The sequence below is a fragment of the Salinisphaera sp. G21_0 genome, from assembly GCF_017744115.1.
Lineage (GTDB): Bacteria > Pseudomonadota > Gammaproteobacteria > Pseudomonadales > Endozoicomonadaceae > Endozoicomonas.
In genome coordinates this window covers 158,730-179,756 of record NZ_JAGHQW010000003.1, presented here as the reverse complement: position 1 = coordinate 179,756, position 21,027 = coordinate 158,730, and the positions used below count along the sequence as shown (strand labels likewise).

General features: G+C 49.3%; 23 protein-coding genes. 1 reads left to right on the top strand and 22 read right to left on the bottom strand.

Translation table 11 applies throughout. From position 1 onward, the window contains the following. Positions 1 to 10: 10 nt before the first annotated feature. From J7439_RS02690 to J7439_RS02615, 16 genes are all read right to left on the bottom strand, one after another. Positions 11 to 928: a glycosyltransferase family 2 protein gene (locus J7439_RS02690; RefSeq protein WP_209200139.1), complete on the bottom strand. Its 918-nt coding sequence runs from the start codon at positions 926 to 928 to the stop codon at positions 11 to 13. Then, complete coding sequence (locus J7439_RS02685) at positions 925 to 2,415, bottom strand: lipid II flippase MurJ (RefSeq protein ID WP_209200138.1); 1,491 nt, start codon at positions 2,413 to 2,415, stop codon at positions 925 to 927. The genes J7439_RS02690 and J7439_RS02685 overlap by 4 nt, the downstream gene beginning before the upstream one ends. A 7-nt stretch (positions 2,416 to 2,422) precedes the next feature. After that, positions 2,423 to 2,611, bottom strand: a complete 189-nt coding sequence (locus tag J7439_RS02680; protein WP_209200137.1) for a hypothetical protein — start codon at positions 2,609 to 2,611, stop codon at positions 2,423 to 2,425. Beyond that, positions 2,608 to 3,951 carry a Vi polysaccharide biosynthesis UDP-N-acetylglucosamine C-6 dehydrogenase TviB gene (gene tviB, locus J7439_RS02675; RefSeq protein WP_209200136.1) on the bottom strand — a complete coding sequence of 448 codons (1,344 nt, stop codon included), beginning with the start codon at positions 3,949 to 3,951 and terminating at the stop codon, positions 2,608 to 2,610. The genes J7439_RS02680 and tviB overlap by 4 nt, the downstream gene beginning before the upstream one ends. Before the next feature lie 113 nt (positions 3,952 to 4,064). Continuing rightward, positions 4,065 to 5,078: an NAD-dependent epimerase gene (locus J7439_RS02670; protein WP_209200135.1), complete on the bottom strand. Its 1,014-nt coding sequence runs from the start codon at positions 5,076 to 5,078 to the stop codon at positions 4,065 to 4,067. 45 nt (positions 5,079 to 5,123) lie between these two features. After that, positions 5,124 to 6,302: a nucleotide sugar dehydrogenase gene (locus J7439_RS02665; RefSeq protein WP_209200226.1), complete on the bottom strand. Its 1,179-nt coding sequence runs from the start codon at positions 6,300 to 6,302 to the stop codon at positions 5,124 to 5,126. A gap of 38 nt (positions 6,303 to 6,340) precedes the next feature. Further along, a complete protein-coding gene (locus J7439_RS02660; protein ID WP_286198159.1) occupies positions 6,341 to 6,685 on the bottom strand; it encodes an ISAs1 family transposase in 345 nt (114 codons plus the stop codon). 31 nt (positions 6,686 to 6,716) lie between these two features. Then, positions 6,717 to 7,622, bottom strand: coding sequence for an ISAs1 family transposase (locus tag J7439_RS02655; RefSeq protein WP_209200220.1), 906 nt, complete (start codon positions 7,620 to 7,622; stop codon positions 6,717 to 6,719). A gap of 248 nt (positions 7,623 to 7,870) precedes the next feature. Then, the gene (locus J7439_RS02650; RefSeq protein WP_209200133.1) at positions 7,871 to 8,599 is read right to left on the bottom strand and encodes a TIGR04282 family arsenosugar biosynthesis glycosyltransferase; all 729 of its coding nucleotides are present in this window, start codon (positions 8,597 to 8,599) and stop codon (positions 7,871 to 7,873) included. After that, a complete protein-coding gene (locus tag J7439_RS02645) occupies positions 8,554 to 9,249 on the bottom strand; it encodes a TIGR04283 family arsenosugar biosynthesis glycosyltransferase (RefSeq protein ID WP_209200132.1) in 696 nt (231 codons plus the stop codon). Before J7439_RS02645 ends, J7439_RS02650 begins: the two co-directional genes overlap by 46 nt. An 8-nt stretch (positions 9,250 to 9,257) precedes the next feature. Then, positions 9,258 to 10,103, bottom strand: a complete 846-nt coding sequence (gene mtnP / locus J7439_RS02640; RefSeq protein WP_209200131.1) for an S-methyl-5'-thioadenosine phosphorylase — start codon at positions 10,101 to 10,103, stop codon at positions 9,258 to 9,260. Positions 10,104 to 10,124: 21 nt separating this feature from the next. Then, positions 10,125 to 11,084, bottom strand: a complete 960-nt coding sequence (locus tag J7439_RS02635) for a radical SAM protein (protein ID WP_209200130.1) — start codon at positions 11,082 to 11,084, stop codon at positions 10,125 to 10,127. Positions 11,085 to 11,436: 352 nt separating this feature from the next. Next, the gene (locus J7439_RS02630; RefSeq protein ID WP_209200129.1) at positions 11,437 to 12,174 is read right to left on the bottom strand and encodes a Fic family protein; all 738 of its coding nucleotides are present in this window, start codon (positions 12,172 to 12,174) and stop codon (positions 11,437 to 11,439) included. A gap of 505 nt (positions 12,175 to 12,679) precedes the next feature. Beyond that, the gene (locus J7439_RS02625) at positions 12,680 to 12,997 is read right to left on the bottom strand and encodes a nucleotidyltransferase family protein (protein WP_209200128.1); all 318 of its coding nucleotides are present in this window, start codon (positions 12,995 to 12,997) and stop codon (positions 12,680 to 12,682) included. Beyond that, positions 12,990 to 13,424, bottom strand: a complete 435-nt coding sequence (locus J7439_RS02620; protein WP_209200127.1) for a nucleotidyltransferase substrate binding protein — start codon at positions 13,422 to 13,424, stop codon at positions 12,990 to 12,992. Before J7439_RS02620 ends, J7439_RS02625 begins: the two co-directional genes overlap by 8 nt. A gap of 60 nt (positions 13,425 to 13,484) precedes the next feature. Then, positions 13,485 to 14,072 carry an SPOR domain-containing protein gene (locus J7439_RS02615; protein WP_209200126.1) on the bottom strand — a complete coding sequence of 196 codons (588 nt, stop codon included), beginning with the start codon at positions 14,070 to 14,072 and terminating at the stop codon, positions 13,485 to 13,487. Between the two features lie 93 nt (positions 14,073 to 14,165). Between J7439_RS02615 and J7439_RS02610 the strand changes: the two genes are divergently transcribed. Beyond that, positions 14,166 to 14,603 (top strand): DUF29 domain-containing protein, encoded by a 438-nt coding sequence (locus J7439_RS02610; RefSeq protein WP_209200125.1) that lies wholly within the window; start codon positions 14,166 to 14,168, stop codon positions 14,601 to 14,603. A gap of 23 nt (positions 14,604 to 14,626) precedes the next feature. On the opposite strand, the gene folC is transcribed toward J7439_RS02610, so the two are convergent. From folC to truA, 6 genes are all read right to left on the bottom strand, one after another. Next, the gene (folC, locus tag J7439_RS02605; protein ID WP_209200124.1) at positions 14,627 to 15,910 is read right to left on the bottom strand and encodes a bifunctional tetrahydrofolate synthase/dihydrofolate synthase; all 1,284 of its coding nucleotides are present in this window, start codon (positions 15,908 to 15,910) and stop codon (positions 14,627 to 14,629) included. Between the two features lie 251 nt (positions 15,911 to 16,161). After that, positions 16,162 to 17,064, bottom strand: a complete 903-nt coding sequence (gene accD / locus J7439_RS02600; protein WP_209200123.1) for an acetyl-CoA carboxylase, carboxyltransferase subunit beta — start codon at positions 17,062 to 17,064, stop codon at positions 16,162 to 16,164. Further along, positions 17,061 to 17,876, bottom strand: a complete 816-nt coding sequence (gene trpA, locus J7439_RS02595; RefSeq protein ID WP_209200218.1) for a tryptophan synthase subunit alpha — start codon at positions 17,874 to 17,876, stop codon at positions 17,061 to 17,063. The genes accD and trpA overlap by 4 nt, the downstream gene beginning before the upstream one ends. Positions 17,877 to 17,900: 24 nt before the next feature. Beyond that, positions 17,901 to 19,085 carry a tryptophan synthase subunit beta gene (trpB, locus tag J7439_RS02590; protein ID WP_353622985.1) on the bottom strand — a complete coding sequence of 395 codons (1,185 nt, stop codon included), beginning with the start codon at positions 19,083 to 19,085 and terminating at the stop codon, positions 17,901 to 17,903. 71 nt (positions 19,086 to 19,156) lie between these two features. Further along, positions 19,157 to 19,777 carry a phosphoribosylanthranilate isomerase gene (locus J7439_RS02585; RefSeq protein WP_286198157.1) on the bottom strand — a complete coding sequence of 207 codons (621 nt, stop codon included), beginning with the start codon at positions 19,775 to 19,777 and terminating at the stop codon, positions 19,157 to 19,159. Positions 19,778 to 19,970: 193 nt separating this feature from the next. Continuing rightward, the gene (gene truA, locus J7439_RS02580; protein ID WP_209200121.1) at positions 19,971 to 20,774 is read right to left on the bottom strand and encodes a tRNA pseudouridine(38-40) synthase TruA; all 804 of its coding nucleotides are present in this window, start codon (positions 20,772 to 20,774) and stop codon (positions 19,971 to 19,973) included. Positions 20,775 to 21,027 lie beyond the last annotated feature (253 nt).

Genomic DNA, 21,027 nt, shown 5'->3' with positions numbered 1-21,027 from the left:
TGCTTGTGGGTCACAAGGTTGCCCTTTTCAAGAATAACCACTGCCTGGCTTTGATTGGCAAAAACAACACCATCAAAAGAAGCACAGTTTTGGATTTCATTCGTGCATCACCATACCAAATCGCCAAGAACACATCCGGAATTGCGCGAAAACCCGTCGTTGAAAGAGCAAGATACATCGCTTTGTAAAATCGATATTTACCCAACTGACAGGGGCAATGTTGCAGCCACACAGACTGGTGGTCAGTAATCAGCTCTTCGGTCGCCGCCGCCATGCTAGCCGCTCTGCGGATACCTGCATGAGCGCCGGTCAGGTTGTCACCACTTTGGGTGTGGTATATACGCGCAGGTCGATTAATCAAAAGAGCAGACCGGTGCTTGAGAATGCGCCAATGCCGTAACGCTTCAAGCCCATTGTAAGGAGGCCAGGCAGCAAGCTCGGTTGCATCCCTACGATAAATTGCAAAAAATTCACCCCGGAGCTTTTGCTCGCACACATGATCCAGATAATGGGTTTCAAGGCGATCGGCAGGCAGATGATACAAGTGGGCCTTTCCCTCACTATCAACCACGGTAAACGCCACCCAGGCAATGTCAGGCCGCGTACCCTGAATCTCGGTTAGCATCTCCTGTAAGGTGCTTTCCCTGAACAGTTCATCATCACTGTCCAGGTAGATCACATAGTCCGCTTGGATTTCTTTATCCCCTCGATTACGTGCACCATTGACGCCGGTATTATTTTGCCAAATGTAGGTGATACGTGGATCAGCAAAATCCTCGACAACCTGCCGTGTATCATCAGTTGAACCATCATCCACAATGATCCACTGAAAATGACTTTCGGTCTGCTGTCTCAGGCTTTGCCAAACTCGTGGTAGCAGGTGACCACGATTATAGGTTGGGGTGATGATGGAAACTGCAGGCTTCATAACTGAACCCCTTGCCGAAAAATACGGTTCAAGGTTGCTTTAATCAGGGCTTGCTCATACCCGCGATAGAAAATGCCAGCCAAAAGCATTGCTACGCCAATCAAGAAGGCCGCAACAAAGAGCGAAGGAACACCCAGTTGAACGGTAACAGGCAAGGTATTTAACGCGGTATAGACCAGGAACACACTTGCTGTATTCCAGGCCAGCCAGCGAGTATGTCTGAACTTTTCAATGGTGTAGCCTAAGCGCCTGGTACTGGCCAGTCCGGTCAGCAGCATCACCCAATAACTGATTGATGTGGCCATTGCCACCCCAAATAACCCCCAGCCCAAACCAAACAGAAACCATGCGTTAAGAATAATATTTGTGATCAGACCCAGTACAGTGCGCCGCACCATCAAACCAACTTTTCCCTCCACCTGGAAGACCTGATCCAACGAACCAATCAAAAACAGTGGTAGAATCATCCAGGCATAGGCGTTGATCGCTTGCGCAACGCTGGCCGTATCGCTTGCTGTGAACACCCCACGCTCCAGCATCACCTGAACCATGCTTTGCCCTGCGATCAGCATGAAAGCGGTAGACCCAGCCCCCAGGAAAATGGCTATTGATACAAGGTCGTTCAATCGAGCGTTTTTGTTACTGATCTCTTTCTGTTCAGCAAATACCGTGATAAACGAACCGTTCAGGGCAATCAGCAAAGGCAACAAACTGACCAGGGTAAAGCCATAAGCCAGTGCCGAGACAGCCCCTTCGGGCAGGAATGAGATAAACATCCTGTCCGTCAATACATAGATATATTGAGCCCCCTGCAATACCAGAAGCCCCGGCACCATATTCAGTGCGCCACGCACCTGTGGCGAGAAAGGATTGGCAAGTGGCAGAATAAATCGATGCGTTTTATACAGCAGAAACAGAAAAGAAGCAGTAACCCCAGCGCTGAATGACCAGAGCAAGACATGCCCATCTTCCTTGTATACCCACACACAAATGAGCACGGCAAGGGCAGTGATAAATTCTGCCTGATAGAAGGGTGAAAAGCTGCGTAATGCACGCAACACTGCCCCCATCAATCGCATGGGAATGTACAGCAGGATAACGGGCAGTAACCAGGGAATCGCTTCGGCAAGCAGCTGCCGACGCTCCTGCTCAAAACCAATGGCCATAGCAGAGATACCACTCCTGCCGGTGTACAGCAGGACAGCTAGTACCAGTGATCCGATCAGGGTAAGAGTGAACATCCCTGCGGCAATCCGTCGAAAGTCTTCGTGCCGATTTTCCTGCCATGCCCGAACCATGCCGGGAACGGCAACCACATCAATCATGCTGGCCCATGAAAACACCAATAACCCGAGTAGCGCAACGCCCATATAAAAAACATCAAGCTGCGCACTCAGGCCAATGGCAGCCGCAATCACGATATGCTTGGAAAGACCTGCCAGGCGATCAAATCCCTTCCAAAGTACGGACGAACCGATTGATTTCAAGAAAGATTCAGGCGTCATTATCGGTGGACGCCTCGTTTTCTACCCTGCCGACAAGCCTGGTTGCCTGAAAAACATAAGCTTCACCACACAGGCTGTGGTCACCAATATTGCCACGATTAATGGTACTATTGTTCAATAAAAATCCGCTTTTGCTTCTCATCTGCTTTTGTAGTGTTTCTCTACCGGTGATCATCATAATCTCAGGTCTGATTCATTTGGCTCAAGTACGTACTTGATGTCGTACAGAACATGGGTCGGCTTACCCAGAGTACGAATAGTAGCAGCTCCCATTTCCTTGAACTGTTGATGGGCCACCGCAAGAAAAATGGCGTCGTACATTCCCGCCTCTCCTGTTTCCAGCGAAGTGGGCAGAGAGGTAAGTGGTGTAATTCCATACTCCTGTTGAGCTTCCTCAATACTTACCCAGGGGTCATAGATATCCACTTCGCAGTTGTAATCTTTAAGTTCAGTAACAATATCAACAACCCGTGTATTCCGTAAGTCAGGGCAGTTTTCCTTGAAGGCAAGTCCCATAACAAGCACCCGTGCTGCTTCAACCTGGATACGCCGCTTCATCATGGCCTTGATCAGTTGTGATACCAGATATGTACCCATGCTATCATTCAAACGACGACCGGCAAGTATAATTTCCGGATGATAACCGATGGCCTGCGCTTTGTGGGTTAAGTAATACGGATCAACGCCAATACAGTGACCACCCACCAGGCCGGGACGAAAGGGCAAGAAATTCCACTTGCTACCGGCAGCTTTAAGCACCGCCTCGGTGTCAATACCCATCTTATTGAAGATAATGGCCAATTCGTTGATCAGGGCGATATTAAGGTCGCGCTGAGTATTCTCAATGACCTTGGCAGCCTCCGCCACTCTAATACTTTCGGCCTTGTGGGTGCCAACGGTGATGATTTCATTGTAAAGTGCATCAACAAGATCAGCGACTTCTGGAGTGGAGCCGGAAGTGACTTTCTTGATACTGGTGATACGGTGTTTCTTATCGCCAGGGTTAATCCGCTCAGGGCTGTAACCAAGATAGAAGCATGAGGTGTCAAGTGTCGGATATGAGGTATTGGCGTATTTCAATCCGGAAGATCTTTCCAGAATGGGAGCACACTCTTCCTCTGTGCAGCCGGGGTAGACCGTCGACTCATAGATAACAATATCTCCGGGCTTAATTACCTTTGCAAGAGTCTCAGTTGCCTTGGTGAGCGGCGTTAGATCCGGTCGGTTGTGATGGTCGATAGGGGTGGGTACTGTGACGATAAAACAGTTTGCTGTTTTCAGGTCTTCCGGGTCTGTGGTGTATGTTAAGTTTTTTGCCTCGCGCAATTCTTCGTCGTTGGTCTCCAACGTGCTATCTTTGCCCTCCTTCAGCTCATTGACTCGCTTCTGGTTGATATCGAAGCCAATGACGCTGCGCTTTTTACCGAATTCGACGGCGAGGGGCAGGCCAACGTATCCGAGCCCGATAATAGCCAGTTTTATGCTATCAAGTGTTGGGTGTAAGGTGTTAAGTATCATTTTTTGAAGGATTTACCTGGTTCGATTGGTTGGCATGCAAAGGATTCATCGGGAGGGGGGGCTACTCTTTTCATGATTTCAGGAAACACTGTTTCACTCTTTGCTATTAGCAATTAACCACCAAAACCAAAATATTCCCGATACCAGCTGATAAAGTGCGCCACACCATCTTCCACTGGAGTTGCCGGTTTGTAGCCGAACTGTTCGACAAGATCATCGACGTCGGCATAAGTGTCTGGTACATCACCGGGCTGCAATGGCAGCATATTCATTTCAGCCTTTTTACCCAGCGCTTTTTCCAGTGCTCCGATGTAATCCATCAGCTCGACGGGTTGGTTGTTACCGATGTTGTAGACACGCCACGGAGCACTGCTGGTGCCAGAGTCAGGCTGATCGCTGTTCCAGCCGGGATTGGTGGGTGCGGGTCGGTCGAGCACACGTATCACCCCTTCCACGATATCGTCAACATAGGTGAAGTCACGACGATGCTTGCCATAGTTAAATACATCAATAGGTTCGCCAGCCAGGATTGCTTTGGTGAACTTGAACAGCGCCATATCGGGTCGCCCCCAAGGGCCGTAGACGGTGAAAAAGCGCAGGCCAGTGGTGGGTAGACTGTAGAGGTGGCTATATGTGTGTGCCATCAACTCGTTGGATTTCTTGCTCGCTGCGTAGAGACTGAGCGGGTGATCGACATTTTGATGTATCGAGAACGGCATGGCTGTGTTCGCGCCATAAACGCTGGAACTGCTGGCGTAAACCAGGTGTTCGACGCCGTTGTGGCGGCAGCCTTCCAGAATGTGTGCAAAACCGACGATATTGCTATCAATGTAGGCCAGCGGGTTCTCAATAGAATAGCGAACCCCGGCCTGAGCAGCGAGGTTAACTACCCGTTGTGGCTTATGGGTTTTGAAACAATCCTCCATTGCCTTGCGGTCACCAAGATCAATGCGCAGGTGTGTATAGTTGCGATGATCGGCATAGCGTGCCAGTCGCGCTTCCTTTATTGCTGGGTCGTAGTAGTCGTTATGGTTGTCGATACCAATGACTGTATCGCCACGGCTCAATAGGTTTAACGTGAGCGCGGAGCCGATAAAGCCGGCTGCGCCGGTAACAAGTACTTTCATGCTTATTCTCCTTAATGACTTTATAAATTTATTCCGGTTTTCAGTCTAAGAGTCACTGCCAAACAGGTCCCGGGTAAACACCTTTGCTTCGATATCAGCAAGTTCTGGAGCTTTCCTATTGGCAATGACCACATCAGCCTGTTGCTTGAATTCAGCAAGATCGTTAACGACCCTGGAGTGGTAGAATTCAGCCTCATTAAGCACCGGCTCATAAATAATTACTTCTATACCCTTGGCTTTAATCCGCTTCATGATCCCCTGAATGGAAGAGGCGCGAAAATTATCCGAGCCTGATTTCATAATGAGGCGATATATACCTACCACCCTCGGATTCATTCGAATTATTGAGTCGGCAATAAAATCCTTGCGGGTTGTATTTGCTTCTACGATGGCATGAATCAGGTTTTGAGGAACATCCTGATAGTTGGCCAACAACTGTTTGGTATCCTTGGGCAGACAGTAGCCACCGTAGCCAAAGGAGGGGTTGTTATAGTGAGTGCCGATTCGTGGGTCCAGGCCGACACCCTCAATAATCTGCTGCGGATCCAGGCTATGGGTAGCAGCGTAGGTATCCAGCTCATTGAAATAGGCCACGCGCATAGCCAGATAGGTGTTTGAAAATAGCTTGACAGCTTCAGCTTCGGTTGAGTCAGTGAAGAGTATGGGGATATCCTGTTTTATTGCCCCTTCTTTTAAAAGGTTGGCAAAAACTTCAGCCCGGTCCGAACGCTCACCTACAATAATGCGTGAAGGATAAAGGTTATCGTACAGAGCCTTACCCTCTCTCAGGAACTCGGGGGAGAAAATTATATTGTCAGTTTTCAGGTCGCAATCTTCAGTTTTGAAGCTTGCTGTATAACCTACAGGTACGGTGGATTTGATCACCATGGTCGCTTTCGGGTTGATGGTAATCACATCCCGAACCACGGACTCCACCGACTGGGTATTGAAGTAGTTGGTCTTTGGATCGTAGTCGGTTGGGGTGGCTATAATAACAAAGTCTGCGTTGTTGTAGGCTCCGTGTTTGTCGAGTGTTGCGCGCAGATTAAGCTTTTTATTTCTAAGAAAATCTTCAATATCGATATCTGCGATTGGGGATTTCCTGGAGTTAATCAGTTCAACTTTTTCGGGAAGGATGTCCAGCGCCACTACCTCATGATTTTGCGCGAGTAGCACTGCATTTGACAGACCCACATAACCTGTGCCGGCTACGGCTATTTTCATCATCTTGGCTCTTGACTCTCATGGACTACAGGGAAAAATCATGAAACCCCGCATCCTACGAGGACTTCAGACAGATATCGAGTGCTCATGGCGGCCTTTTTCTGCTTCCGCTTCAGACCAGCTTTAAAGGTTTTGGTACTGTTCAACCTATTAACTGCCATATGTCGAAAACCAGTGAGCATTTCAGCTGCATTGCCCCTTCTGATTCGACAATCATCTTCTCTCATTGCAACATCCATTTTCCAATGGAGCTTATTCTCGATTGCCCAATGCTCTCTTGCAGCATGTACAAACTTTTCTGCAGTTAATTGCGCAGAGAAAATGTAATAACGCACACTGATGTCGTCAGCATTAAATACACCATCTTCCATTCTTGCAGACAAAATAATTCCGAGAGTTTTCATCAGGGAAAAATCATGAAACCCCGCATCCAGCGAGGACTTCAGGCAGATATCGAGTGCTCATGGCGGCCTTTTTCTGCTTCCGCTTCAGACCAGCTTTAAAGGTTTTGGTATTGTTCAACATATTAACTGCCATATGTCGAAAACCAGTGAGCATTTCAGCTGCATTGCCCCTTCTGATTCGACAATCATCTTCTCTCATTGCAACATCCATTTTCCAATGGAGTTTATTCTCGATTGCCCAATGCTCTCTTGCAGCATGTGCAAACTTTTCTGCAGTTAATTGCACAGAGGAAATGTAATAACGCACACTGATGTCGTCAGCATTAAATACACCATCTTCCATTCTTGCAGACAAAATAATTCCGAGAGTTTTCATTCCTTTCCAATCAAAAGAAAGATTAACAAACTCATCAAAGATATCACTAACTATGTGAAGACGTGTTTCCATTTTACCATGGCTTTTTTCTTCAGTTCTGAAAGTGTCACCCTTCCATTGATTCATTTTTTTAACAGAAAAATGATTCTCAAATGCTTCATGAAGCTTTCCCTGGTTACCTTTTACCGCTAGCAAATAATCAGCACCTTTATCCTTGCCTTTGTCGTATGATCCTCTTGCTGTTTTTCCATCAATTGCAATGATCTCACCATTAGTTGTCTGGTGGCAGGCTTGCATCCACTCAATAAAGCATTTCTGGAATTGCTTTGGGTTAATAGCAGCAACTACCCTGGAAATTGTATGATGGAAAGGAATGTCGTATTCAAATTCACCATATTTTTTTAACCAATCCAGTCGCTCATTTCCGAAGTCTTCAATTTCTTCCCAGCCTTCGCAACCTGCAATGACTGCACAAATGACTAAGAGCAGAATATCAGCAAGTTTATGATCTATTTTCCATTGCTGACGTGCGTCATAAATAACAGATAGCTATTCATTAAATAAAATGCATTCATTTTCAGAACATCCAAATCTTTTTTATATAAGACACCGGATGTGTATTTTGCTCTATAAGGGGATGTCCTTATAGCCATTGAGCCCAATGGGTTCGGGGGCTTTCATGATTTTTCCCTAAAGAAAGATTAACTACTTATCACTTACAATGTGTCAGAAGTGATCTCTTAAGCTAGCGCCATTTAGATCATAAATACTTTTTATTCACACATTAATCAGGCAGAGCACCCTTGATTAGAGCGCAGCCATTGCAATAACTCTCTCTGACTCTCACTTAACCGCCCGACCTTGCCTGAGAGATTGTTTTCAAGTGTCTTGAGATCTTCCGCCGCGTCCACATCCTGTTCCTTTGGCAAGTAGTGAATATCCCTGCCTTCCAAATGAGAGACCAGTTCGTTAAATGTTGTGTCCTTGCTGTAGGTTACGCTTTCCCAGACTTTCCTGAGTACGGGGCGTCCCGTGCCGAAGAAGTAAAAACCTCCATCCTCCGCTGGTCCCACTACGCATAAATCTGGATCATGCCTTATCTGTGCTATGGCACTGACCAGGTGCCCGCTGCAAAGTTGAGGGCTGTCCGATCCAATCATCACAACGCCATCATAGTCATCGAACAGTCTCTCAGAGATCGTCGCGAGCCTTGCTCCAAGATCACCCTCCCCCGTCCACAATGCGGGATACCCCCGTCCATCAAACTGCACTGGTCCATCTTCTTCAGCGAGCGCCCAGTGCGGAAACACCTCGACTTTGCTGGTCGCTACAACAGACAACATCATGTCGTGAGTACAGGCAATGCTCAGCGAGTAGAATGCTTCAGCCAACTCCACGCCGACAGTCGAGGCAAGCCGCGACTTAACCGGCGACAGACCAATCGTCTTGGCAAAAATAGCAACGGCTATTTTCATCGGAATACTCGCATCAGCTGCCGCCGTTTCAGCTCCAGCCAATTGGGCACAGCCTGCACAATGGTCAGCCAGACGTGCTTCACCGTAACAGATAACCAGCCACCCTTCTGGTACTTGCGAGCTGATGTGTAAACCGGTGCAGGAAGCCGAATAACCGGGTATCCCTCCTGCCTGACCTTCCAGACAAAGACGTGGTCTTCGCCATAAGCCAGGTCTTCACGATATCCGCCTAACCTGGAAAAGAGTACCTTCGGTATTAAGAACCCCTGATCACCAAACGGAATCTTCATCCACCCTGCTCTCCAGCGAACCGCCCTTTCATTCCAGCCCATTGCTTTCGGTCCATCATCCAGGAACTTAAGATCAAAGAAGTAGAGGGCTTCGGCTTTCCTGGCTATCCCATGACCAAGTTGCTTAAGTGTTTCCTGATTAATCCGCGAATCCCCATGCAAAAACCAGATCATGTCGTGTGTTGCCATATGAGCGCCCGCATTCATCTGCCCCGCCCGTCCTTGCCCTTCGCGGCAAACAGTGAGCCTGACGTTTTCGGAAATACCAGGTACATCCGGGTTAAAATTCTGTTTGCCAGGACAAATAACAATCTCGCTATTTTCCGGCAATTGAAGCTGCGGAATGAGGTCGGCCCAGGCATCATCACTGGGAGCAACTGGGATGATGACCGAAACGGGCATATCTGAAACTAAGCTCGCAGGACTTCCAGCATTGCCAGCTGCTCTTCATTTAATGCGCTGTCAGGGGTGAGCACCGCCATTTCAAGTGCTTTACGGTAGTCTTCATCAATGGTCGGCAAGGGCAAAGCCAACAGCGCCATCAGCAGTTCCCTGGCCTTCGCAAGGCTTGCGTTAAACCGTTCTATCACCGCCTGAACCGTCACATGTTGATCAGGATCATCAAGCCAGCAATCATAATCGGTGGCGATGCAGATGGTTGCGTAAGAGAGCTGCGCCTCACGGGCGAGGAACACTTCCGGAACATTGGTCATGCCGACAAGATCGCATCCAGCTCGCCGCATGAAAAAGCTCTCGGCCTTTGTACCAAGGCGCGGCCCCTCAACGCAGGCGTAAGTCTTATCCATATGCAACTTGACGGCTTTTTCCTGTGCTACCTGCTTCACCCAGCCGGACAGCTCAGGGCACGTTGGTACCGCAGTGGAAACGTGCGCAGCAATGCCATTACCGAAGAAGGTAGCCTCGCGCTTACCTTTGGTAAGGTCGAGATATTGAGAGGGAATGGAAAAATCACCAGGCGCAATTTCTTCGCGCAGACTGCCAACCGCTGAGAACCCCAATACCATTCGCGCACCGGCCTGCTTTAGCGCATACATATTTGCCCGGTAATTGATCTCGTGGGGCAGGAAGGAATGTCCCTTACCATGGCGAGGTAAGAACAGAATTTCCCGGTCGCCTGTTTTCAGTGTGCAAAGCGGAGCAGATGGCGTGCCGAACGGTGTATCGACTTCTTCTTCTGAAACCAGTTCCAGACCTTCAACGTCGTAAAGACCTGTTCCCCCAATGATTGCCAGCATTTGTCAGTTACCCGAGAATTTCTATTCTTTTACGCTGCAAGCGCCGCCGCCGAGCACGCAGAACTTTGCGCAGAACACATGATTGAGCGAAACCGGTTTCGACGCTTCTACAAGCGTTGGTCCCAGATCAAACTGCCGGTCATAGGCAAGTAGTGTACACGACTGAACCGTTGGGCGATCATCGCCCTTGTGCTTCACTACCATGCGGGAGGATGAGCACATCATGTCGGACGGATCGACATTCAAAATGCCCCAGCAATCGGTGGTGATCTCGGGAACATCCTCAGCAGGTTCCATTTCAGGAAACAGGACCAGATGCTTGCGATCGAACGCATTGATCTTGATGTTGTTGTTGGCAAAGAACCTGGCAAATCCAGACCTTAGTTTCTCTTCTTCCTCGCCCCAGCGGGTGCGTCCGCCAATATCGATGGTAAACTCGTTGTCAGACAGCCATTTAAGCCCCAGCATCATTGGCTTCCAGCTGTTTTTGCCGCGCTCATCCTCATGCAGTTCCGGTTGGAAATGATCGACCGATACCCGCAGTGTCATCTTCGCTCCGAATTTATGATTAAGCCGTAGCAGATCATCTGCGCATTTCATCATCGGCCTCATGGCATTGGTCAGTACCAGCAACGCAAAGCCTCGCTCCAGCACACTCTCCATGATCGGAATGATGTCCGGGTTCATGAAAGGCTCGCCGCCGGTGATGCCAATTTCGGTCGTGTCTAAATCCTGATCCCTGATCTCGTTGAGATAGGTGACCACTTCCGCATGGGAGATGTAAACCAGCCGGTCATTCCTGGGCGTGGATTCAATATAGCAATTCTTGCATGCCAGATTGCATAGGGTTCCGGTATTGAACCATAAGGTCGACAAGTGCTTCAGGCCGACTTTGGCACGGGGCTCGCCTTTTTCTGTCCAGTCAGGGTTTGAAAACTTGCCCGACTTTTCAAGCGCTTCTTTATTGATAATCAAGTTCATGCAGTTCATTCCGGTTGGCGAGACGCCTTAGCCCCTCATAAACCCAGCCCAGGCTGATTTTCAAATAGCGCTTTTTGCCTGGTCATTCGCCCTTGAACCAAATAACCATATTTGCGCCTCAGGGTCTGCCTGATATATCACCTTTCTAATGGCGTTTTGCTCTTCGGTCGTGAGTCTCAATGTTGTTTAACCTAATTTAGAAACGCTGTGAAGAGACAGTGCATGTGTTTTATTTTTCATAAGCAATGTCGTTTAATCACTAACCAGGCCTGACCCCTTGTCTGGCAATCTCATGAATGGCCAGCGCTTCATGCCGGGTATCATGAATCAGAACATCCACTTTCAATTCACATTACTCTATAATACTGATATAACTCTTCAAAGCCTCTTCCTGGGCGCTGGTCACCATGTCAATAAATCGCCCGTAGTCCTTTTGGGTATGCGCTTTATCCAGAGCCTCATAATAGGCCAGACGGTTTTCCTTGCGGATAATGACCGGCAAGTAACCACTGCCCATCAAATCAAAGTTCATTAACAGCCGGGCGGTTCGGCCATTGCCATCAACAAAGGGATGAATACCCACAAAATCCACATGCAGCCGGGCAGACCGCTCCAGGGGGTGACAGCTCTGCTGCTGGTACCATTCAACCAAATCATTCATCAGCTGCGGCAAGTGGTAATGCTCGGGAGGTGTGTGCTCGGCACCAGCAATAACAACATTCTCCTGCCGGTAGCGACCTGCATTGCCATCATCTATATTTTTCAATACTAACTGGTGAATACTTTTTACCAGTCTTTCGCTGAATGGCTCATCCCTTTCTACTACCGACTCCACCCATTCAATAGCCTCACGATGATTAATGGCCTCAAAATGCTCCCGAAGGGATTTACCGCCAACAGTAATACCCTCAAGCACTACCTTCGTTTCTTTCAGGCTCAGGGTATTGCCCTCAATCGCATTTGAGTGGTAGGTCCATTCCAGTACCAGAGCCTCATGGAGTGACCGGACCGTTTCTTTCGGCAGAGGCCTTAAGGTATCAAGCTGTTGCTTAAGTGCATCAATCTTGTCAAATCGGTTTGTGTTATTCATTTGACCTCAGGCTCTGCCTGTTAAATCACCTTTCAGGACTAATCTATCTTTTGCTGGTTACAACGCTCAATGCTTCAGATTTGAAGACCTGGCAGAAACGTCGCTCTAAATATCCGACTATATTGAGGAATTTTATAAGAGAGGCAGTAAAAAGAAAGGTAAACAGCAGTTTTATAAGTTGCTCAGCGATACAAGCCAACCGAAAAGTACGCTACCGCCCATCGACTTAAGCATATGCCGAAACAGCTGCGCGGAAAACAACCAATCTACTCGAGCAAAAGTTGCATCAGCGTAAAAATTTTTTGTGTGACTCCCTAACGTAATAAGGCCTGTTTAAGGCCTTATTGTTTTAGTAGCTTTACAAGAACGGGGATTCTACACGACAGCCACGAAGTAATCACGACCGGAAAAGCACTTATTCGTAATTTTTTATGAGGGGCATGATCAAAGCACCAAATATCCGAGGATCACCAACCTGCCGGCAAACCCCGCTGTGATTGCAGCCTCACTGGCACCGCCAGAGCACCTGGTGGCTTGCACCTATGCCCTCACGAAAACTATCGGGAATACTGTGCCAGGCAAGTGCCTGCACAATAATGGGGATATTGGAGTCTCGCAAAGTTTCGAGAAACAGACTCAACTGCTCATAGTCTGTCATCTTGTCCTGATCCAGGGGAAAGTGCACAACCAAATCCAGATCACTGGTGTCATGATTAGTCCCCTTGACCCGGCTACCGTATGCCCAGATTTCAGTGCCCGGGGCAAATATCTGTTCAGCAATAGCACAGATTGCCTTGCGGTCCTTATCCCTGAGATCAATCATTGTCCGCTTGCTCTGAATGCTGTTTTATGGATTTTTCCAGGGTCTGTGCATCCGCCATGAAGTCCGGCAATAATTTCAAGGTGTATTCTGCAAATTTTTTCCCATAGTCATGGGCGGTATTGTTGCGATTATCGCGGTAAGACAACCAGCGCTCTGCCTGTTCCAGTGACAGCAAATCATGCTGAGCAGCTTGCCGAAAGACCTCTTTGAATACCATTCGGTCAACCGCTTTGGGGCTATGCATATAATCCTTTAAACATTTACGCAACAACTTGCCAGCCTGTTCAAGGATGATCTCAAACTCTTTCACACAGGCAGATCGGTACATCTCATAATCGATACTGCCATCTTCAGCCTGGACAACTTTTTCATAGGCCATATCAAGAGTCTTGATACAGCGACTGAAGAACGTTGTATCTATTGTCATAAGTTTTCCTGAATTTGTCTCTACAGAAAGCCTCAAGCATCACCATAAGCCCGAGACCTATTATGGAACATAGCGAACCAGTATACCCTCAAGCCCTAACTCTTTCATGATGGTAACCTTTAGCTGCTGAAGTTCATCCGGCCTTACTTCCGGCCCTATGTAGACCCGATAAAAAACCTTGCCTGTCTCTGTAGAAATTTTCTTCTGAAAAGCACTATACCCTTTAGTCTTTAGCTGTTTTTCCAGGTTGCGGGCATTGTTTTTATCCGCAAAGGTTGCCAACTGGAGAGACCAGGCCTTCAGGTGCCCTGATTCGTCCACACCTGTGGCTTTTTCATTACGATCACTTTCTGGCTCTAGCACAGTTTCAGTGGAAGAAGGCACCACTTCAACAACATCCGGGGGAATATCCAGCTGGTCGACAAATGCAGGCACTGGGGGGGATTCAAGCTTAGGGGCTTCCGGGGAAGGTCTGGAGGTGACCAGCGGATGAGTCTCCCCTCCCCTGAAAAGCGCGGGCGCGAGAATGATCAATAAGGCCAGCAATACCACAGCACCTATTAGTCTTTGCTTAAGTCCCTCGCCCAAGATACGCTCCATAACGATAGATAAACAGTGTTCATCCCTGCACAGATGGCGGGAAGTCAATTAAAGGTTAATTCCTGAAACTCATTGCATCTTAAGCGAATTCCAACTAAACCTACAACAATTAAGCGCGCAATACCGAAGGGACTTATCAGTATGACTGAACCATTATACGAAGCGGATTTTTACAGTTGGACACAGCAGCAGGCAGAACTTATTCGTCAGGGCAGACTGGGAGAACTGGATTTGGACAATATCCTTGAGGAAATTGAAAGCATGGGCAGAAGCGAATACCGGCAATTGAGTCACCGGCTGGATATTCTGCTGATGCATCTGCTTAAGTGGGTCTATCAACCTGAACACCGTAGCAGTAGCTGGCAGGGATCTATTGAAGAGCAGCGATTTCGCATTCGGAAATTGATTAAAGAAAACCCTGGGCTAAAGCCCAAGATTAATGATGCGATGGACGATGCCTATCCGGCGGCACGGATTTCTGCCTTTAAGGAAACCGGCATCAGCAAGGAACATTTTCCAGACTCATGCCCATGGACCTACGAACAAATTATGAATGAACAATTCTGGCCTGATATTTGAGCAATTACACTGAAACCTTGTACTCAGTGGCTGCTGGTCAAGGCAGCAGATACCGTCATAAACGATCCCGTAACCAGCACCCTGTCTCCAGAAGTTGAGCTTGCTAAAGCATGATGCAGTGCTTCAGCAACATTCTGATAGCGATTAACTGAATACCCTCGATCAACCAACTTCTGCGCCAGCTCTTGTTCAGACAACGCCCTTGGAGACTCAAACTGAGCAACGTACCACTCATCGATATTGTCACTCACGCAGTCAACAACCGCCATATAATCCTTATCTTTACACATGGCAAACACTGCTCGTGTCTTACCTTCTGCCGGAGACTCGTCCAGACGCTGCCCAAGCATTTCTGCAGCCTGAGGATTGTGAGCAACATCCAGCACCACATCGATTGACTCACCTGACGCATTTTCCATCATCAGCTTCTGGAACCGTCCGGTAACCGATACCTGTGACAAGCCTTTTCGAATAGCCTCAATGGCAATAGGTTCTGGCATAAATTGCAGCGCCTGCAATGCCGTCGCTGCATTATCAATCACCACATTGGGAACAGGCAGATTTTCCAGCTTTTGATTTTCACTACCTGACCAATGCCATGTATTACCCGACCTTGCCAGGTTAAACGCCTCTCCCCTGCAATACAGGGCACTACCAAGACGCTCAGCCATGTCAGTGATTGCCTGCGGCACTGGCCAATCCCCAAAAATTGCAGGTTTACCGGCACGAAATATTCCTGACTTCTCTTTGGCAATCGCTTCAATACTAAAACCAAGGTATTCCTGATGATCGAGCGCCACCGTGGTAATTACCGACACATCCGGGTCAATCACATTGGTAGCATCCAGTCGCCCACCCAGGCCAACTTCCATCAGTGCCACATTCACCTCCGCCCTTTTAAAGCAGTCCACGGCAGCCAGGGTGGCAAATTCAAAATAGGTTAGCCATGTCGTTTTTCGACCTTCATTTATCTTCTCAAAAGCATCACATAGCCAGTCATCACTGACTTGTTCGCCATTAATGCGAATTCTTTCGTTAAACTTGAGAAAATGAGGTGATGTAAATAGACCTACCTTGTAACCAGCAGCTAGCAGAACAGCTTCAAGAACAGCCAGCGTCGAGCCTTTGCCATTGGTGCCGCCCACGGTAATAACGAACGGCGCGGGTTTGAGCAAATCCAATCGGTCACCCACCAGCCGAATCCGGTCCAGCCCAAAGTCGATTTCATGCTCCGGACGAGTTTCTTCCATCCAGGTTAACCACTGTGCAAGGCTTTTTTCTTTCTTTTCAACAGAGGACAACGTCACATCTCCAGACGTATGCATTCCCACGCAGAGCAAAGGTGTTGCGAAAGACCTTAAAAAGATGTGAACCACAAAGACACGAAGGCACAAAGAAAGCCATTTTGTTTGCTGAGCGTAGCTCAGGCAAGCTCAGAAAAAACTTTGTGTCTTTGTGCCTTTGTGGTTCAAGGCTTTTATAACTTTTGCAACATCCTCAGAGCGCGGGAACAAAATATAGAGAAAAGGCAGGAGAGAAAACCCGGCCTTAGGTTGGCTTAGGCAACTTCTATTGTATCAGCAAGTTCCACATCAGCATCCGGCCTGCCCTGCATTTTCCGGCAAAGCCTGGCGATAGTGGATCGCAAATCAGAACGGGAAACGATCATATCAATAGCACCGTGATCCAGCAGGAATTCACTGCGCTGGAAGCCTTCCGGCAGCTTTTCCCGGACGGTCTGTTCAATCACCCTGGGACCGGCAAAACCTATCAGGGCACCGGGCTCAGCCATATTGATATCACCGAGCATGGCCAGACTGGCAGAAACACCACCGTACACCGGATCAGTCATCACAGAGATATAAGGAATACCCGCCTGGCGCATTCTTTCCAGGGCCGCACTGGTTTTCGCCATCTGCATCAGGGAAAACAGGGCTTCCTGCATTCGGGCACCGCCACTGGCTGAAAAACAGATCAGCGGCATCTTCTCTGCCAGGCACAACTCGGCAGCACGGGCAAACTTTTCCCCGACCACCGACCCCATAGAGCCACCCATAAAAGAAAACTCGAAGGCAACGGCAGCAACCGGAATCTCCTCGACGGTACCACGCATGGCAACCAGGGCATCTTTTTCGCCGGTCTGCTTTTGCGCCGTTGCCAGTCGATCACGGTACTTTTTAGTGTCGCGAAACTTCAAGCGGTCATTGGGCTCAAGGTCAGCAAACAGCTCTGCCTTTCCTTCCTTGTCAAGAAAGTAATCCAGTCGCGTGCGGGCACTGATTCGCATATGATGCTGGCATTTGGGACAAACACCCAGGTTTCTATCCAACTCGGGGCGATAGAGAAAGGCCTCACACTTCACACACTTGCGCCAAAGCCCTTCTGGCACACTGCTGCTTTTCTGCGCAATAGTAGCGCGTGATAACGATGGAATCAGTTTATCGACTAACCAGTTGCTCATTCATTCGTCCTGTCATCGTCCATAGCTGAGCGCATTTCGGCAATTCGGCTGGCAACGCGGTCAATGGAGGCCTGTCCCTCATTGCCATACTGAGCCAGCTCAGAGACCAGCACACTGCCCGCAATAACGCCGTCTGCCATTCGCCCAATGGCGGCAGCCGAGGCACCATCACGGATACCAAAGCCAACACACACCGGAACGTCAGCAAAACGCCGGATGTGGTTGACCCGCTCTTCAACTTCTGCCGTATTCAAGGTTGCCGCACCGGTTACCCCTTTCAGGGATACATAATAGAGATAACCACTGGCAACCCGGCAGATCTTGGCAATTCGTTCATCGGATGTGGTCGGGGTAATCAGGTTGATCATGTCAATACCACGGTCATGCAGCATATCCAGTAAATCACCTGCAGCTTCCGGTGGCAGATCCACCATCAGCACACCGTCAACACCCGCCTGACTGGCCAACTCAACAAACCGCTGGTAGCCCATAATCTCTACCGGATTGAGATAGCCCATCAGGATAATCGGTGTGTCATTATCCCTTTCCCGGAATTCAGAAACCATTGCAAAAACGTCATGCAATGTAACACCGTGTGATACCGCCCGCTCATGGGCCTGGGCAATCACCGGACCATCCGCCACCGGGTCCGAGAAGGGAAAGCCCAGCTCAATCATATCCGCCCCATGGTCCACCAGCTGGTGCATGACCTCGACGGTCTTGCCCGGAGGGTCACCGGCAAGAATGTAGGGTATCAGTGCTTTACGTTCACGCCCCTGCAAGGTTTCAAAGCGGGCTTTGATTCTGTTTATTTCACGACTCATGCTGTGCCCACCTTATACTTCGAGGCCACTTTCTATCCCGTCAAGGGCAGCAACCGTATGAATATCCTTATCACCACGACCAGACAGGTTACAGATAATGATCTGGTCTTTGTCCATCGTGGGTGCCAGTTTATCAATCCAGGCCAGGGCATGGGCACTTTCCAGCGCTGGCATAATGCCTTCCAGGCGGGTCAGCTTGCGAAAGGCCGCCAGGGCCTCTTCATCCGTTGCCGCCGGGTATTGCGCACGGCCGATATCTTTCAGGTAACTATGTTCTGGCCCAACCCCCGGATAGTCCAATCCGGCCGACACAGAGTGGCTCTCAATAATCTGGCCATGTTCATTGGTCATCAGATAGGTTCTTGCGCCCTGCAGCACGCCCGGGCGGCCGGAACTCATTCGGGCCGCATGCTTATCGGTATCCACACCGTGCCCTGCCGCTTCAACACCGTACAGCTTAACGTCTGCATCTTGGATAAATTCGTGGAACAGCCCCATGGCATTGGAACCACCACCCACACAGGCAACCAGGGCATCCGGCAGGCGTCCTTCTTTTTCCAGAATCTGCCGACGGGCTTCCCGGCCAATAATACTCTGCAGATTACGCACCATTTCAGGATAGGGTGAAGGGCCACAAACTGTGCCCAACAGATAGAAGGTATCTTCAGGACGTGCTACCCAATCCCTGAGCGCTTCATTAATCGCGTCTTTCAGCGTCTGGGACCCGGTTTCTACCGGCACCACGGTAGCTCCCAAAAGTTTCATGCGATAGACGTTCAATGCCTGACGTTTTACATCCTTGGCCCCCATATAAACCACACACTCCAACCCAAGACGGGCGGCCACCGTCGCCGAGGCAACACCGTGCTGACCGGCACCGGTTTCGGCAATAATCCGGGTTTTACCCATATGTTTGGCCAGCAGCGCCTGACCAACCGCGTGGTTGATTTTGTGGGCACCGGTATGATTGAGATCTTCACGCTTCAGGTAGATCTTTGCGCCACCCAGCGCCTGAGTCCATCGCTCAGCAAAATAGAGCGGTGAAGGACGGCCAACAAAGTCAGCCAGGTCACGATCAAAATCTTCCTGAAAGGTCTTGTCCTGCCAGAGCTCACGCCAGGTGCGGTCAAGGTCTTCCAGCGCACCCATCAGGGTTTCAGCCACGAAACGTCCACCGTAACGGCCAAAATGCCCCATTAAATCCGGTTGATCGTACTTGTGTTCTTCAGAAGAAAGAACGGGGGACTCAGAAATTTCTTGATCGACCATCATCTTCCTGCCGCCTTGATAAAGGCTTTGATTTTATCGTGATCCTTAATGCCAGGCTGACTCTCTACGCCACTGCTGACATCAACTCCATAGGGTCGAACCCTGTTCACTGCCTGAGCAATATTGTCAGGACTCAGACCTCCGGCCAGCACCATCGGTTTATTCAGCTCATGGGGTATCAAATCCCAGTCAAAAGACTCACCGGTACCACCCACCTCCCCGGGCTTATAACTGTCCAGCAGGTAGCCACAGGCACTGGTATAGGGGGCCACCATGTCGGCCACGGCAATATCCGGACGAACACGGAATGCCTTCATATAACGTACCCCCCAGCGGGCGCACTGGATTTCCGGTTCATTGCCATGAAATTGCAGAAGAGAAAGAGGAACCGCGTCCAGAACCGATTGAATCAGCTCATCAGAGGCGTCGACAAACAGCCCAACCACTGAGACAAACGGCGGCAGAGCCCGGACAATCTCCACGGCCTGCTCAACCGTGACGCAACGACGGCTTTTCCGGTAAAACACCAGACCGATGGCATCCGCCCCGCTGTCGGCAGCGATCAGACCATCGTCAACACGGGTAATTCCGCAGATTTTTATACGAGGAGATACTTCCATTTCCCGGTGTTCTCTTTCCCACGCCCTGCGTCTGGAAACGAACACAGAGCCAACCACAGGGTAAGGGCTTGAAGGTGCTTTCACACTGTACTGCCGAAGATCAATGCGAAAGGATAAGCAACCCCTGAGCGATCGTTGATCTTATCAGAACATTTCGGTGATTACTGCACTTGATTCCGGAAAAGGTGCCAATTCACAACGGAATTAATGGCGCAATAAAGTGCGGGTTCGATTCACTGGCCGGCAACCCAAACACCTTATCATATCCGGCATCGACAAAATAAAGCCCACAGGGCGAAGCGGTTACCCCACCCTGGGCACGATCCCGGGCATCCAGCACCTCTTTTGCCCAGCCGGGCTCACGTTTGCCGCAACCCACCGCCATTAACACCCCGGCAAAATTACGAATCATATGATGCAAAAACGCATTGGCCTGCACATCAATAACAATCAGCGGTCCGTGCCGAGAGATATCCAGCCGGGTCACATGCCTGACCGGGTTCTTTGCCTGACACTGAATCGCACGATAAGAGGTAAAATCATGTTCGCCCACCAGGCACTCTGCCGCCGCCTTCATGCGCTCTACATCCAGCGGCCGATAGTTCCAGGTCACCCCTTTGGAGAGATGTGCTGGCCGAATGGGATGGTTATAAATAACGTAACGATAACGTCGCCACAGGGCAGAAAAGCGGGCATGAAAGTCATCAGAAACCGGCTTCACCCAGTTTACGGCCACGTCATCCGGCAAATTGGCATTAGCACCATAAGCCCAGCCCCGCTCTGTACGAACGGCATCCGTATCAAAATGAATAATCTGGTTACAGCCATGAACCCGGGCATCGGTTCTTCCTGCACAGACAACGGCAACAGGATGGTTAGCCACTTTTGACAGTGCAGCTTCTACAGCAGCCTGCACAGTGGGCAAACCGGTTTTAAGAATTTGCCAACCAAAAAAACGGGAGCCATCGTATTGAACACTGGCAGCATAACGGGGCATGAAAGAAAAACACCTATAGAAAAAAGTCAGACACAGGTTTTAAGCAGGTAGATTACCACCAAGAGATGCTACCGGGTTAGTACAGACATGCTCTGGTATAGATACACAGACACCTCGTCCCCAAGACTGTTATACAAATTCAGTCTTCTAAGGATTTGTTGCGAAATAACTTCCTCTTTTTGCCACGGAGACACGGAGTCACAGAGGAAAAGATTTTTTCTTTTCTCCGTGCCTCCGTGTCTCCGTGGCAAGG